The sequence below is a fragment of the Streptomyces lacaronensis genome (assembly GCF_047337785.1).
In the GTDB taxonomy this organism is placed as follows: Bacteria; Actinomycetota; Actinomycetes; order Streptomycetales; family Streptomycetaceae; genus Streptomyces; species Streptomyces lycopersici.
This window is the reverse complement of the sequence record NZ_JBLHDK010000003.1, coordinates 2,985,295-2,998,359: the sequence shown is the minus strand read 5'-3', so window position 1 is coordinate 2,998,359 and position 13,065 is coordinate 2,985,295. Positions and strand designations below refer to the sequence as shown.

The window sequence follows — 13,065 nt, the reverse complement described above, 5'->3', positions numbered from 1 at the left end:
CACCACCCCCCAATATCGTCCCCGGCACCGCGAGTCGTCCCGTGGGCGTCCCACGAGCGCGTTCCAGGGTGTTGTCATACCCCCAAGTCAGCGTACGTGCAGGCGTTCCAGCGTCCCGAATGCCCCGCCGGTCGTAGCCGTCAGGGCCGGGTGGCGCACACGCTTGTCCTGCCGCCGCGACCTCCCGGTGCGACGGCGACATGCTGAAACCCTGAGATCGGGAAGAGACGGGGAAACACCTCATGCGCAAGCCCAAGCACTCATTCCGCGGCGCCGCGCTCGGCGTCGTGGCAGCGGCCGTCGGGGTCGTGGCCGTGGCCGGGACCGGGTCGGCCCAGGCCCAGGCCCAGGCCCAGGCACCGTCGGCCCAGGCCCAGGCCCAGGCCCAGGCGGGGGCGCAAGCGGCCGTGCCCCAACGCACCCCCGCCCACCTCGTGCCGAGGGAGCTCCCGCCGCATCCGAGCTCCGACTGGTACGCGAGTGATGTCACCAAGGGTCTGCCCGAGACCCCTCCGTTCTGCGTGGAGAAGACCTTCCCGTCGGCCGGGGCGACCCACCGCACCTTCTGGACCGAGTACGACACCGGCGCCACCCAGATCGTGGTCAGGACCGGCACGGTGGAGGCGGCCCGCAAGCTCGCCGCCGCGGCCGAGGAGAAGATCCGGAACTGCGCCGCCGACTGGGAGAGCCAGTTCCCGGAGGGCACCGCCTCATGGCGGGACTACGGCGCCCTGACGGCCGAGGACGGCGCCCATGTCTACGGCGTCCACACTTCGTACCCGGACTCGGAGCCCGGTATCCACCTCTTCGGCGTGGGCCGCGACGGCCGGACCGTCACCGTCGTGACGTGGGGAGAGATGGGCGGTTACGACCAGGCGCCGCTGGCCGACTTCAAGCGCACCGCCACGACTGCCGTGGTCAAGCTGTACCACCCGTGAGCGGGACCTGACGGGGGACGGGGGACGCGGCCCGAGGGGGCTTTCGGGGAACGGGGGGACGTGCCCTGACGGGGACGCGGACGCGGCCCGAGCGAGTCAACGGGGGTGACATGGCTCGGGGCCGTCGGGGGCGGGGGAGACGGCCCGAGGGGGCCGACGGGGGACGCGGCCCGAGGGGGGGCCGACGGGGGCCGACGGGGGCGGGGACCGGTGGCGGCCACGCGTACACACGGGGGTACGCGTCGCCGCCACCTCCGCGTGTCCCGGGGCCGCCGTCCTGGGGGCCACCGCGTCCGGTGAGGGGCCATGTCCCCGAGGAGCCGCGGCGACCCGCGGCGGAGGGTCGATCATGGGGGCACGTGGCCGATATGGTCGAAGTACGCCGCCCCACCGGACGCCCGACCGTCGGAGGTTTCCCGTGCCGAACGGATCGCTCTCCCTCGCCGCCTCGCTCTACCTGCTCTCCTACGACCCCGAGACCGGTCGGCCCGCCGGTGCTCACACCGCACTCCTCGTCCGCGCCGCCGCCCTCACCGAACTCGTTCAGCGCGGCATGCTCACCGATGCCGACGGCAGTCCCTGCCCCGTGGCCGACGCCGCCACGGGTGACCAGACACTCGACGGGCTGCTGGAGCTGATCGGCGAATCCCGGCCGCGCAGCTGGCAGATCTGGGTGGGGCATCAGTCGCGGCTGACCGAGCACGCGGTCCGCGACCAGATGGTGGCGGCCGGGTATGTGCGGGCGAAGGGGAAGCGGATGCTGGGGCTGTTCCCGGCCAAGGAGTACGTGCTGGAACGGCCCGATCAGGTGGCCGGGATGCGGGACGACGCGGTGCGCGTGCTGCACGGTGAGCAGTCGGCGGCCGAAGTGTCCGAACGGGACGCGGCGTTGGTCACCCTGGCGGCGGCGGGTGAGCTGAGGTCCGTGGTGACGGCCACGGACGCCAAGGTCCGCAAGCGCCGGATCCTGGAGCTGGGGGAGCGCTGCGGGGGCATGGGCCCGGTGCTGGAGAAGGTGATCTCCCAGGTGCGGACGGCGCTCGCCGCCGCCGTCGCCACGGCCATGCTGGCGTCGACCACGGCCGTGACCGCCACCTGACAGCTCACCGGTAGGGGCGGGGTTCGAGCACCCGTACGGGCCAGGCGCCCCACGGGCCGGACCCAGGCACCCGTACGGGCCCGAGCCTCCGTACCGGCCCGGGCTTCCGTACGGACTTCAGGCGTCTCTCAGCAGTGATGCCAGCCCCTCGTCGAGGTCGAGCTCCCCGGCCTCGCTGCCCTCGGGGACGACCGCGTACGACCGGCCGAGGAATCTGAGGAGGTCGGCGGTGTCGAACTGGACCATGGCCATGCCCTCGGGGGCATGGAACTCCAAGACCGTCCCCTGTGGCCCGCTCGGCCACATCTGCACATCCCCGCTGCCCGCGGGGCCACGCAGCCCGGCCGCGAGCAGCTCGCGCCCGAACGTCCACTCCACCGCGGAGCCGTCGAGGGACGCGGAGGGCGGGAAGGAGATGCGGACCGCGAACGGGTCGTCCCGCTCGTAGCGCAAGCACGCCGGAATCGCGCGTGACTCGGGCGTCGACGCGATGAGCTGTGCCTGGACGGCTTGGTCGATGACAGTGGTCACGTCGGCTCCCTTGCGATAGGTGCGGGGCGCGTCGCCCTTACGACCGTTAAGACGTTTGGGCGATCAGGCCAGTGCACCCGCTTTCGACGTGACGTGCGTCACGACTGATTTTTCGAGGGGACATAGGGCATTTAGGCTTGCCAAACCATGCAAGGTCTCGGGGCGCCGTGCGGAGCTGTTACAGAAACGTCGGCAATGACGAGGCACCCACCCCAGGGGTTGTTCCACCATGACCGAAGGTCACGCGGCGCTCGACACGGCCGCCTACAGCCGAATCTACGAAGCCGAATATTCGCGTCTGTGCGGATATGCCCGAACTCTCACCGGCAACCCCTGGGTTGCCGGGGACCTGGTGGCCGAGGCGCACTACAGCGTGTGGCGTCGGATCCGCGCCGGGCATCCCCTCGGTGCCGATGCCGTCCCGGCCGAGCTGACGAGCGCCGTAAGGGCGCTGTCGGCCGGGGTGGGGAACGGGGGTCCGTCGCAGCAGGCGTCGTACCTCGAACCGCTCGTCCAGGTCCTCGACGAGCTGCCGCAGCGCTGGGTCAAGGTGCTGTGGCTCGCCGAGGTGGACGGGCTCCCGCCGGAGGAGGTGGCGTGGCGGACCGGGGCGAGCCCGGACGGTGCGGCGGCCCTGGTGGAGCGCGTCCGGGAGAGCGTGCGCCAGGAGTTCCTGCGCGCCCAGCCCGGCTATCCGGCGAGCGCCGCGTGCGGCGGGCACTGGGAGGGGCTGCCCGACCATGTGCGGGGCGCGGACTCCCCGCACCAGGCCGAGCAGATCGCCGTCCACATCGACGGCTGCGGGGACTGCCGGGGCCGGATGGAGCAGCTGGTCGCGGCCGACGACCGGCTGCCCGCGCTGACCGGCCCGGCGCTGCTCGCGCTGTACGACCGGGACATGGCGCGCTTCCTGGCGCCGCTGGCCGCCGCCGGTGCGGTGGGTGCCGTGGGGGCCGCCGGAGCGGGTGCCCTGGCGACCGGCGGCGGTGCGCACGCGGCGCCCTCGAACGGACCGCTGGTCTCCTCCCGCCGTTCCATGCACCACCTCGTCCGCGGCCAGGTGCGCCAGGCGGGGCCGGTGGCGGTCGCGGCGGCCGCGGGCGGCGTGCTGCTGGTCGCGGGGGCGGCGGTCATGACGGGGCTGGCGCTGACGGACGGCGGCTCGGCGGCGGCGCAGCAGCCGGCGGCCTCCACGCCGTCCATGTCGGATACATCCGACTCCGCTGATTCTTCCGACTCTTCCGCTTCTTCCGATTCATCCCCCGCTTCGGGTGCTTCGCGGCACTCGGAGGGCTCGCGGGCGGGCGTTCCGGGGGAGGCGTCCCGGAACCGGCCGTCCACCGCGAGCGTGCCCACCGGGCACTCCCCGACGGATGTGCCGTCCAGTGCGGTATCCCCATCCCCCTCGCGCAAGGCGCCGACGTCCGCTTCCTCCGAATCATCCTCGTCGCGGCCGTCTTCGTCCGCCTCGCCCTCGACGTCCGCTTCGTCCTCCGCGTCGAGCGGTCCGTCGCAGCGGCCGACCGGGGAACCGACGCAGCGGCCCACGGACGAGCCGACAAAGCGTCCCACGGACGAGCCCACACAGCGGCCCACGGCCAAGCCGACCGACTCCGATCCCGGCTCCGGTTCCGGCGACTCCCGGGACTGCGTCTCGCTCGTGGTCCGGCTCTGCGTCTCCCGCTAGGCGAGTCTGTCCGAATACGGTCAGTGGTCGAAGGCGGTGAGTGACCGGCTCACCGCCTGGCCTGTCTGGAAGTTGTGCCATACCGCTGCAGCCAGCGCCAGGACGCGCTGGGCGACACGCACGGTGACCGCTCGAACGGCTTGGAGGCGAACCCTTGTCGCTGATCAGCAGGAGTCCTGGCCGTTCGCGGACCAGAGCGGCGTCAACCTCGGGCATCGCGGCCAGCACCTCCCGCTCCCCGAGCTTGGGACCGGCCAGCGCCCACAGGACCGGCATCCTGACCGGGGTGCACACCAAATACAGCCGCAGCCCCCAGAAGAAGCGTGAATGCGACGCGCAGTAACCGTCGTTTCCCCAGCCTGCCACCTGTGACCGCTTCACCCGCTTGATCTGCGGCAATGCCGCCCGAAGCCGCTTGTTGCGGCCAGAGCCCTGTGGGATGAACAGGAACACGTGCCGGTAGTGCTTGCGCACGCGCCGTAGCCAGCGGGCCCGCCGTGGAAGCCGAGCATTGGCTGCATCACCGCCAGGCACAGCAACTCCGATTGGCCGAGCTTCGGAGGGCGCCCTGGCAGGCGCACGATCCCAGCCCGCTCGTCATCGATCTTCACGTCCAAAGTGATTGCATGCGCAAGCATGCATCGAGAAAGCTTTCGCGATGATGTAGCTTGGGGGAGTGCCACACCACATCGAGGTCTCACCTCCGGCGCCCGGCCCCGTGGTCGAGTTCGCCCAGCACGTCGGACGCCTGCATGCACTGCTGGACCGGGCCGTCGTATCGGCCTTGGCAGGCTTCGGCTTCTCTCGCGGCGAATTCGATGTCCTCGTCGCCCTCGCGGCACGGCCGGACGGCGTCCGCCCCGGGCAACTCTCGGAGGGTCTGCTTCTCACTACGGGCGGCCTGAGCAACATCCTCCGTCGGCTCCAGCGCGATGAACTCATCGAACGCCTGTTGGAGCCCTCCGATCGGCGAGGTCGCACGATCCGCCTCACGGATGTCGGGTGGGTGCGTGCGCGCGAAACGACCATAGCGGTCTATGCAAGTATTGAGCGATTGCTCAAATCAATTGACGCTCCCAGCCTTGGGGAAGCCAACGCGCACCTTCACTTCATACTTAGCAATCTCGGAGAAGATGGTCCGGTTCACCGACTGCAGAATCGGCTGGGATCAAAACCAGGTAGTGATTGAATCACCACCTGGGAGGAAGATCCCCTTTCCAGGCAACTGCCTACCAGGCCGAGGGTCAAAATAATCTACTGCCTGAAAAGTCGGCACCGGAAGGCAGTCCTCAGCTTCGAAGACCATCACGGCACGCAATACGCGCCTCGGTGGCCGCGTGTCCAGGGTCCAGCGAATATCCCGGGAAACCCGCGATTGCGGTATTTCCGTCCCTGTCGTTCGCCCCTTGATGAGCATTTAAAATGCGACATTCGGGCCCACCCGCGAACGTTTCAAAAAATCAGCACGATCACCGGAAGGAAGACTGGCCAATGTCGATCTACCAAATGCGTACGTACCATCTGGCATCGGAGTCGGCCGTAGCCGATTATCTCGTACGGTGGGCGGCCCATGTCTCAACTCTGGCCGAGTTTGATGTGGTGACCCATGGGTTTTCCGCAGTCCCGGGGAATCCGAAGGCTGTTGTAGCTCTTGTCAGCTTCCAAGACGGCGTTGACCCGGATGCGGTCATACGCGACTACATGAACAGTGACGGATTCCGGAACGACATGGCGAACTTCGACATGTCCCAGATTGAACGAGTCGACACACTCCTGCTTGCCCCCCGGAGCGCGGTTCAGACACCGCAAAGCATGACAACCCATCATGAACCCGGATATATCCGGCGACTCGAAGGCAGAGTTGCCCTGATCACCGGAGGGGCCCGCGGGCAGGGCGAAGCGGAAGCTCGCCGCTTCGCCCGGGAGGGTGCGCACGTCTACGTGTGCGATGTCCTCAGCGAGCAGGGAGAAGCTCTGGCTGCGGAAATCTGCGCGGCGGGCGGCAGGGCTCAGTTCAAGTCATTGGATGTCACCGACGCGGACCAGTGGAATCGGGTGGTTCGCGAGATTGGCGAGGAAACGGGCCGACTCGACATTCTTATCAATAATGCCGGGACAAACGTCCGTTATCCACTTACCGGCACAACACATGAGACATGGGACAAAATATTCAACGTTAACCTGACGGGTCAGTTCCTCGGCATGCAGGCCTGCGCGCCTTTGATGGAAAGAACCGGTGGCGGCAGCATGGTTAATATCGGGTCTACGGCTGGAATCATGGGCCACCCCGTCGTTGCGTACTCCTCGTCGAAGTGGGGGGTTCGAGGAGTTACGAAGGCCGCTGCGATCGATCTTGCTCCGATGGGAATCAGGGTCAATGCCATGCACCCCGGCGTGGTTGAAACCCCAATGATGGATTCAACCAGTAACCTCTTCAAGGATTTGGTGAGCATGACCCCCCTTGGGCGCGCCGCGAATTCAGAAGAGATGGCTGCGGCTGCACTTTTCCTTGCCAGTGACGACGCTAGCTTTGTGACCGGAATCGACTTGCCGGTCGATGGAGGTTTCAGCGAACTTGCCGCCTATGGTGAGATCTGGAAGAGGCTAAATAGCTAGACAAGTCTGTCCAATTGCCTGCGGGCCCGCTGGCTACGGCGCGTGCGCAAGCACTACCGGCACGTGTTCCTGTTCATCCGACAGGGCTCTGGCTGCAACAAGCGGCTTCGGGCGGCATTGCCGCAGATCAAGCGGGTGAAGCGGTCACAGGTGGCAGGCTGGGGAAACGACGGTTACTGCGAGTCGCATTCACGGTTCTTCTGGGGGCTGCGGCTGTATTTGGTGTGCACCCCGGTCAGGATGCCGGTCCTGTGGGCGCTGGCCGATCCCAAGCTCGGGGAGCGGGAGGTGCTGGCCGCGATGCCCGAGGTTGACGCCGCTCTGGTCCGCGAACGGCCAGGACTCCTGCTGATCATTCGGACAGACTCGCCTAGGCCCATAGGGGGCGTCCGGCGGTACGCGTACGCCTGCGGCGGGCTGTTCCCCTCCCGCCCCTTCCCACAACTGGGGCTCCGCCCCAGACCCCGGACCGGGGCTTCGCCCCTCCCCGCAGCATGGATATGCGGCCCCATATTGGTGCTACGGGAAGGGGCGGGGAGGGGAAAATGCCGACATGCGGCTCCGCCGCGCCGTCCGCCGGACACCCCGTAGCGCGTGCGGTCGCCGGGGCTCAATTACGGAACGTGTCAAGCCCGTTGCCCTCCGGAGCGTAAGCTCAAAACAAGCCAGCGGTCCTAGCCGGACAGCGGGACCAGGAGGGATGGACCCATGACGTTCCAGCCGCGCGAACTCTTCCCCGACCGCTCCGCACGCGACCTGTTCGGCGCGGAGATCCGCCGCCATCGCGAGAAGGCGGACATGTCGCTGCGGCGGCTGTCCGAGGTGCTGAACTACAGCAAGTCCCACCTCGCGCGGATCGAGGCGGCGGAGTCGCTGCCGTACGACGACCTACCGGCGAAGCTGGACGCGTGCTTCGGTACGGATGGGATGTTCGCGAGGCTGTACGCGCTCGCGAAGAACGAGCCGTTTCCGGGCAAGTACCGGCGAATGATCGAGTTGGAGAGCCGAGCGGCCATCATCGAGCAGTATGTGGGCGCCACCATGCCGGGCTTGCTTCAGACTCGGGACACGGCAGAGTGCTGGCTGCGGTGCGGTCGCCCGCACGCTCCTGACGCGGAGATCGAGGCCATGGTGAAAGCCCGCATCGACCGACAGGCGTTGCTGGACCGCCTCAAGCCGCCGCGCTGTTGGTTCATCCTCGAGGAGGCGGTACTGCGCCGTCCTGTAGGCGGTCCTCAGGTGATGCGCCATCAGCTGGCCTCCCTGATCGAGCGCGGGACACAGCCGCACGTCACCCTCCAGGTGCTGCCTTTCACGGCTGGTGAGCACGCGGAGACCGGGGGTTCTCTGACCCTCTTCACGGTCCCCCATGGGACGTTGGTGGCGTATGACGAGAGTAGCCAGTCCGGGACGATCATCGAGGACCAGGAGACTGTTGCGCGCCGCAGGGAGAACTACGATCTGCTCAGGGCAATGGCCCTCTCGCCCCGCGACTCCGAGGCGATGATCCGAGCCGTGATGAAGGACTGGAGCCCATGCCAACCACCCCGGGCCTGAGTGTTGCCACGTGGCGCAAGAGCAGTTACAGCAATCCCGACGGCGGCAACTGCGTGGAGGTCGCGGACAACCTCCCCGGTGTCATCCCTGTCCGCGATTCCAAAAACCCTGATGGCCCCGCGCTCATATTCGCTGCCGGATCGTGGGCCGCGTTCATAGCAAGCCTCAAGGTGGACTGAACTCATGCCAACCACCCCGGACCTGAGCACCGCGGCCTGGCGTAAGAGCAGCTACAGCAATAACGACGGTGGCAATTGCGTCGAGATCGCCGACAACCTCCCGGGCCTCGTCCCCGTCCGTGACTCCAAGAACCCCGACGGCCCCGCCCTCATGTTCCCCGCCGGATCGTGGGCCGCGTTCATAGCCTCCCTCAAGGCGTAAGCCGAAACGGGCTCCTTACGGCCGCTGCTGGCGGTGTTCGGCGAGGGCCGGGGCCGTACGGGTGGCCAGGAACTCGGTGATGGTGTACTCGCCGACACCCGCGACCACGAAGGGATCGCTCGCCAGTATCTCCTCGATCTTCGCCCGGTCGTCGCCGAGCGCCAGGATGACCCCGCCGTCACGGGGCTTCTTGGGCCCGGAGGCGAGGAAGACGCCGTTCGCGAAGTGGTCGTCCACCCAGCCGAGGTGCTCGGGGAGGGCGGCCTCGACGCGGTCCGCCGAGGCGGTGTACGTGATCTCCAGTACGAACATAACGGGCAGACTAGTAACGTGAACCGCACGATGACCAGCGCCGTCGATCCACGATATGAGCTGCCCCGCGACTGGCCCACGACCGAGGCCGAGGCCATCGCCGTCCAGGAGCGGACGCGGGCGTCCGTGGTCGTCGGCGGGGAGGTGCCCGAGCCGGGCACCGGCACCGGCGCGGTCGTCGGAGTGGACGTGGCGTACGACGACGAGCACGACCTGGTCGCGGCCGCCGCCGTCGCCCTGGACGGCCGTAGCCTCGACGTCGTCGCGGAGGCGACCGCGGTGGGCCGGGTCACCTTCCCGTACGTCCCCGGGCTGCTGGCGTTCCGTGAGATCCCGGCCGTCCTCGACGCGCTCGGCGACCTCGACCGGCGGCTCGGCTGCCGCCCCGACCTGGTGGTGTGCGACGGCTACGGCCTCGCCCACCCCCGGCGGTTCGGGCTGGCCAGCCATCTCGGGGTGCTCACCGGGCTGCCCACCATCGGCGTCGCCAAGAATCCCTTCGGCTTCCGTCACGCCGACCCGGGGCCGCGCCGCGGCGACTGGTCGCCGCTGCTCGACGGGGACGAGGAGGTCGGCCGGGCGCTGCGCACCCGCGACGGTGTGAAACCGCTCTTCGTCTCCGTCGGCCATCGGGTGACCATCGCGGACGCCTGCGCGTACACCCTGCATCTGGCCCGCGACTTCCGGCAGCCCGAGACGACACGGCGCGCGGACGCGCTGTGCCGCCGGGCCCTGAAGGCCGCCACGCTCTGAACGCGGTGTGGTGAGCCCGACACTCCGAACGTGGCGGCTGTGCCCGCGGGACTCCGAGCGCGGCGCCGGGCGAACCCCTGTACCCCCCGGCGCCACCCCGCACCCGGGGTGCCGGATGCCTCAGACCCGCCGCGTCTCGGCCAGGAAGCAGCCGAACTCGACGGCCCGCACATGCACCGCCGCCACCCGTGGGTCCCCGTACAGCTCGGCCAGCCCCTCCTCGATCGTCGGCTCGCCGTCGTTCAGCAGCCGCCCGCCGAGGATGTCGCCCTCGGCGGAGTACGCCCGCAGCACCCGCCGCCGGCCCCGGATGCCGTCCGCGATGCCGGGGCCGGTCCAGCCGTCGCACTCCTCGGGGTGGATGAAGACCGGGCCGACCTCGTTGTACGGGCCGGGCGTGGCACCCGTCTCCAGCGCCCAGCGGCGCAGCGGGGCGTAGGAGACGAGCGCGATGGTCTCGTGCGGCCGGCTCCGGCCCAGACAGCAGCGCATCGGGTTGCCGCCCTCCTCGTCCTCCACCACCACGCGCGGAGGGTCGCCCGCGTCATCGGTGATCCGCAGCTGCTTCAGCACCTCGGGCGGGATGGCCCGCGTTTCATAGTTCTCGTCCATGCGGTCAAGCCTGGCCGGTGGGCTCGCGGCGCGCTGGCGGGATTCGGACGAGGCGCTGAGCCGGGAATGTACTTGACGGCCCCGGCGTCCTGGCTCGGACACCAGCCGCAAAGTGCCGCAGCGGAGTTCCGAAGCGAAGCAATCGCCAGGTCTTCAAGGTCGCCATGGCCTGCTCGCCGAGCGCCCGGATGCGGGCGTGCGCGGCATTGACCGCGCGTTGACCTGCCGAGAGGCGGTCCCACTGGCCGCGGAGGGGCACCCGCACGGTGCCGAAGTAACGTCCACCTTGGCCAGCATGTCCGTCCCGGCGCGCAGCACGGTTTCGGCGCGGCCGCCCGGCGGGGCATCGAGGTGAACGCCCGCGCGCGCGGTGTCCTGGCCGCAGGCACTCGCCTTCATCACCGCGGCCGCCGGGGAATCAGCGCCGTGACCGCGAGCGCGATCAGCACGACGCCGTAGCCGGTCGCGGTGGTCAGCAGGCTGACGCTGGTCGCGATGACGCCCGCCGCGACGGCCGGGATGGAGAACGCGAGGTAGCTGAGCACGTAGAACGCGGCGACGAGCTTGCCGCGTTCGGCGGCCGGTGCGAGCGGGAAGACGGTGCGGGTAACGCCCTGAAAGCTCGCACCGAAGCCGGTCCCGGCGATCAGTGTGCCCGCGAACAGCAGCGCCTGGGACCCGGTCTGGGTGGCCGCGATGGTTACCGCGATCCCGATCGCCAGCGCGGCGGCGCCGAAGCGCATCACCCGGCTGGCCGCGACCGTGCGCAGCAGCCAGATCGTCGCCGCACCCGCCGCGGCCAGCGTGAACACCAGCAACCCGCCGAGCAGGATCGAGTTTGAGCCGGTGACCACACGGATCAGGCTCGGGCCGAGCGAGAGGTAGAAGCCGCCCAACGCCCACGCCGCGATGTCCAGCAGCGCGATGGCGGCGAACGCGGACCGCGCCGCGGCCGGGATGCCGACATTCGGCCGGATCGCCTGCCGTGCGCCGGGCATCATCGGCGAGGTCTCGGTCACCACGATCGTGCCGATCGCCTCGACCGCGAACACCACGAGCAGCACCAGGTACACGGTCTGGCGCGGCCACGGCAGGAACTGGACGAGCGCCGCGGAACCAAGTCCGCCGACGGCGAGACCCGCTATCGGGGCAACGCTGTTCACGATCGGCCCGTGTGGTCGCTCCGCATCCAGGATCGCGGCGGCCAGCGCACCGGTTGCCGCGCCGGTCGCGATGCCCTGCACCATGCGCGCCGCGATCAGCAGCGGAACGCCGTCCGCGGTGCTGAACACCAGCATGGCAACCGCGTCGAGCGCGAGGGCGCCGAGGATCACCGGGCGGCGTCCCACGTGGTCGGACAGCGACCCGACGGTCAGCAGCGCGAGCAACAGGCACACCGCGTAGACGCCGAAGATCACTGTCAGCATGCCCGAGGAGAACGCCCAACGCGCCTGGTAGACGCGGTAGAGGGGGGTCGGCGCGCTGGACGCGGCGAGGAACGTCAGCATGGTCGCCGCGGGCAGGACGGTGGCCGGCCCGGACGATATGCGCCGGGTGGCCGGAGCGGTCAGCATGGAGTACCCCACGATCAATTAAAGCGAAGATCATTGCTTTAGTTGACGGTACACGGGGCAAGGCTTAAAACAAAGACTTCTGCAATAATGGTCGTATGTCGACCACCACACCAGCCCGGCGGCCGGGCGGGCGCAGCGCGAAGGTCCGGGACGCCGTCTACACCGCCGTCGGCCAGCTCATGGGCGAGGGCAAGGCGGACCGCATCACCATCCCGCTGGTGGCCAACCGGGCAGGCGTCAACCCGACCAGCATCTATCGCCGCTGGGGCGACCTGGACACGCTGCTGGAGGAGGTCGCTGTCGCCGCGCTCACCAAGGACGGCGACGAACTGCCGGATACCGGGTCACTGCGCGGTGACCTGTCGGCGTGGGCTCGGATCGTGGTCGACGACATCACCCAACCGCGCCGGACCCGTTACCTGCGCGCCATGACGTCCGCCCGGGACGAGGTGCTCACCTGCCCGTGCTGGGAGCAGCGCCGCACGCAGGCCAAGGTGATGCTGGATCGGGCAAGGGCGCGCGGGGAGCGGGCGCCGACCGAGCAGCAGGTCCTCGATCACGTGATTGCACCGATGTATCACCACGTGGTCTTCGGCCTGTCCGTCGACCGGGAGTACGCGGGCCAACTGGTCCACGACGTGCTCGCGATGGCCTAGGCGACATGCTGCTGTTCGCCCGCGCGCTCAAGGACAAGGGCGTGCCCGTCCCCGAGATCGCCAAGAAGCTGACGATCAAGACAGGGAAGAGCGCCGGACAGCACCCCTCCGTCGCCTCTGTCTACCGCGCGCTCGCCGACGCAGAGGAGACCGACGTACCGGCCGGCCCGGACATCATCGCCCCGCGCCGGCCGACCCGGGTGGACCTCACCGGGCCCGGCGGCGGCACCGATCTGATGGACCGCCTCACCCGGCAGGTCCTCGACCCCGCCGGCGACGGCTGGGCTAGGACTCCGAGGCCTTGACAGGGCGATGGCGCTCCGTCAGATTCGGGCTCCGAACATAGGAC

The 13,065-nt window shown here is 69.1% G+C and carries 15 protein-coding genes and 3 pseudogenes; 12 read left to right on the top strand and 6 right to left on the bottom strand.

Features of this window, described 5'->3' with window-relative positions; all coding sequences use genetic code 11:
* Positions 1 to 242 precede the first annotated feature (242 nt).
* On the top strand, positions 243 to 938 hold the full coding sequence (locus tag ACMTAK_RS12635) for a hypothetical protein (RefSeq protein ID WP_413806303.1): 696 nt from the start codon (positions 243 to 245) through the stop codon (positions 936 to 938).
* 418 nt (positions 939 to 1,356) lie between these two features.
* Positions 1,357 to 2,037 carry a GOLPH3/VPS74 family protein gene (locus ACMTAK_RS12630; protein WP_413806302.1) on the top strand — a complete coding sequence of 227 codons (681 nt, stop codon included), beginning with the start codon at positions 1,357 to 1,359 and terminating at the stop codon, positions 2,035 to 2,037.
* A gap of 117 nt (positions 2,038 to 2,154) precedes the next feature.
* On the opposite strand, the gene ssgD is transcribed toward ACMTAK_RS12630, so the two are convergent.
* Positions 2,155 to 2,568 (bottom strand): spore wall synthesis regulator SsgD, encoded by a 414-nt coding sequence (ssgD, locus tag ACMTAK_RS12625; RefSeq protein WP_413806301.1) that lies wholly within the window; start codon positions 2,566 to 2,568, stop codon positions 2,155 to 2,157.
* A gap of 229 nt (positions 2,569 to 2,797) precedes the next feature.
* On the opposite strand from ssgD, the gene ACMTAK_RS12620 reads away from it, so the two are divergent.
* A complete protein-coding gene (locus ACMTAK_RS12620) occupies positions 2,798 to 4,255 on the top strand; it encodes a hypothetical protein (protein ID WP_413806300.1) in 1,458 nt (485 codons plus the stop codon).
* 20 nt (positions 4,256 to 4,275) lie between these two features.
* On the opposite strand, the pseudogene ACMTAK_RS52650 reads toward ACMTAK_RS12620, so the two are convergent.
* A pseudogene (locus tag ACMTAK_RS52650) lies at positions 4,276 to 4,893 on the bottom strand (transposase family protein).
* Positions 4,894 to 4,931: 38 nt separating this feature from the next.
* Here ACMTAK_RS52650 and ACMTAK_RS12615 point away from each other — a divergent pair.
* The 6 genes and pseudogenes from ACMTAK_RS12615 to ACMTAK_RS12595 all read left to right on the top strand — a co-directional run bounded on the left by ACMTAK_RS12615 (position 4,932) and on the right by ACMTAK_RS12595 (position 8,809).
* Complete coding sequence (locus ACMTAK_RS12615) at positions 4,932 to 5,444, top strand: MarR family winged helix-turn-helix transcriptional regulator (RefSeq protein WP_413806299.1); 513 nt, start codon at positions 4,932 to 4,934, stop codon at positions 5,442 to 5,444.
* A 302-nt stretch (positions 5,445 to 5,746) separates the two neighbouring features.
* The gene (locus ACMTAK_RS12610) at positions 5,747 to 6,871 is read left to right on the top strand and encodes an SDR family NAD(P)-dependent oxidoreductase (protein ID WP_413806298.1); all 1,125 of its coding nucleotides are present in this window, start codon (positions 5,747 to 5,749) and stop codon (positions 6,869 to 6,871) included.
* A 24-nt stretch (positions 6,872 to 6,895) separates the two neighbouring features.
* A pseudogene (locus ACMTAK_RS52645) lies at positions 6,896 to 7,225 on the top strand (transposase family protein); the annotation flags it as partial.
* Between the two features lie 354 nt (positions 7,226 to 7,579).
* A complete protein-coding gene (locus ACMTAK_RS12605; protein ID WP_413806297.1) occupies positions 7,580 to 8,428 on the top strand; it encodes a helix-turn-helix domain-containing protein in 849 nt (282 codons plus the stop codon).
* Positions 8,407 to 8,607: a DUF397 domain-containing protein gene (locus ACMTAK_RS12600; RefSeq protein WP_413806296.1), complete on the top strand. Its 201-nt coding sequence runs from the start codon at positions 8,407 to 8,409 to the stop codon at positions 8,605 to 8,607. The genes ACMTAK_RS12605 and ACMTAK_RS12600 overlap by 22 nt, the downstream gene beginning before the upstream one ends.
* Positions 8,608 to 8,611: 4 nt before the next feature.
* The gene (locus ACMTAK_RS12595) at positions 8,612 to 8,809 is read left to right on the top strand and encodes a DUF397 domain-containing protein (RefSeq protein WP_413806295.1); all 198 of its coding nucleotides are present in this window, start codon (positions 8,612 to 8,614) and stop codon (positions 8,807 to 8,809) included.
* Between the two features lie 15 nt (positions 8,810 to 8,824).
* Here ACMTAK_RS12595 and ACMTAK_RS12590 read toward each other — a convergent pair whose 3' ends face one another.
* Positions 8,825 to 9,121, bottom strand: a complete 297-nt coding sequence (locus ACMTAK_RS12590) for a YciI family protein (protein ID WP_413806294.1) — start codon at positions 9,119 to 9,121, stop codon at positions 8,825 to 8,827.
* 30 nt (positions 9,122 to 9,151) lie between these two features.
* On the opposite strand from ACMTAK_RS12590, the gene ACMTAK_RS12585 reads away from it, so the two are divergent.
* Complete coding sequence (locus ACMTAK_RS12585; RefSeq protein ID WP_413812868.1) at positions 9,152 to 9,874, top strand: endonuclease V; 723 nt, start codon at positions 9,152 to 9,154, stop codon at positions 9,872 to 9,874.
* Positions 9,875 to 9,994: 120 nt separating this feature from the next.
* Here ACMTAK_RS12585 and ACMTAK_RS12580 read toward each other — a convergent pair whose 3' ends face one another.
* The 3 genes and pseudogenes from ACMTAK_RS12580 to ACMTAK_RS12570 form a co-directional block, all read right to left on the bottom strand.
* Positions 9,995 to 10,486, bottom strand: a complete 492-nt coding sequence (locus tag ACMTAK_RS12580) for a DUF1203 domain-containing protein (RefSeq protein WP_413806293.1) — start codon at positions 10,484 to 10,486, stop codon at positions 9,995 to 9,997.
* Positions 10,487 to 10,619: 133 nt separating this feature from the next.
* Positions 10,620 to 10,757 (bottom strand): annotated as a pseudogene (locus ACMTAK_RS12575) (IS5/IS1182 family transposase); the annotation flags it as partial.
* A 127-nt stretch (positions 10,758 to 10,884) separates the two neighbouring features.
* On the bottom strand, positions 10,885 to 12,060 hold the full coding sequence (locus ACMTAK_RS12570) for an MFS transporter (protein ID WP_413806292.1): 1,176 nt from the start codon (positions 12,058 to 12,060) through the stop codon (positions 10,885 to 10,887).
* 95 nt (positions 12,061 to 12,155) lie between these two features.
* Between ACMTAK_RS12570 and ACMTAK_RS12565 the strand changes: the two genes are divergently transcribed.
* Complete coding sequence (locus ACMTAK_RS12565) at positions 12,156 to 12,716, top strand: TetR/AcrR family transcriptional regulator (protein ID WP_413806291.1); 561 nt, start codon at positions 12,156 to 12,158, stop codon at positions 12,714 to 12,716.
* Positions 12,717 to 12,721: 5 nt separating this feature from the next.
* Complete coding sequence (locus tag ACMTAK_RS12560; RefSeq protein WP_413806290.1) at positions 12,722 to 13,021, top strand: hypothetical protein; 300 nt, start codon at positions 12,722 to 12,724, stop codon at positions 13,019 to 13,021.
* Positions 13,022 to 13,065 lie beyond the last annotated feature (44 nt).

What these genes read in the sequence shown, in the direction of transcription:
- ACMTAK_RS12635 (WP_413806303.1), top strand. Translation starts at nt 243, where the DNA reads ATGCGCAAGCCCAAGCACTCATTCCGCGGCGCCGCGCTCGGCGTCGTG.
- ACMTAK_RS12620 (WP_413806300.1), top strand. Translation starts at nt 2,798, where the DNA reads ATGACCGAAGGTCACGCGGCGCTCGACACGGCCGCCTACAGCCGAATC.
- ACMTAK_RS12610 (WP_413806298.1), top strand. Translation starts at nt 5,747, where the DNA reads ATGTCGATCTACCAAATGCGTACGTACCATCTGGCATCGGAGTCGGCC.
- ACMTAK_RS12605 (WP_413806297.1), top strand. Translation starts at nt 7,580, where the DNA reads ATGACGTTCCAGCCGCGCGAACTCTTCCCCGACCGCTCCGCACGCGAC.
- ACMTAK_RS12600 (WP_413806296.1), top strand. Translation starts at nt 8,407, where the DNA reads ATGCCAACCACCCCGGGCCTGAGTGTTGCCACGTGGCGCAAGAGCAGT.
- ACMTAK_RS12595 (WP_413806295.1), top strand. Translation starts at nt 8,612, where the DNA reads ATGCCAACCACCCCGGACCTGAGCACCGCGGCCTGGCGTAAGAGCAGC.
- ACMTAK_RS12590 (WP_413806294.1), bottom strand. Translation starts at nt 9,121, where the DNA reads ATGTTCGTACTGGAGATCACGTACACCGCCTCGGCGGACCGCGTCGAG.
- ACMTAK_RS12585 (WP_413812868.1), top strand. Translation starts at nt 9,152, where the DNA reads ATGACCAGCGCCGTCGATCCACGATATGAGCTGCCCCGCGACTGGCCC.
- ACMTAK_RS12580 (WP_413806293.1), bottom strand. Translation starts at nt 10,486, where the DNA reads ATGGACGAGAACTATGAAACGCGGGCCATCCCGCCCGAGGTGCTGAAG.
- ACMTAK_RS12570 (WP_413806292.1), bottom strand. Translation starts at nt 12,060, where the DNA reads ATGCTGACCGCTCCGGCCACCCGGCGCATATCGTCCGGGCCGGCCACC.
- ACMTAK_RS12565 (WP_413806291.1), top strand. Translation starts at nt 12,156, where the DNA reads ATGTCGACCACCACACCAGCCCGGCGGCCGGGCGGGCGCAGCGCGAAG.
- ACMTAK_RS12560 (WP_413806290.1), top strand. Translation starts at nt 12,722, where the DNA reads ATGCTGCTGTTCGCCCGCGCGCTCAAGGACAAGGGCGTGCCCGTCCCC.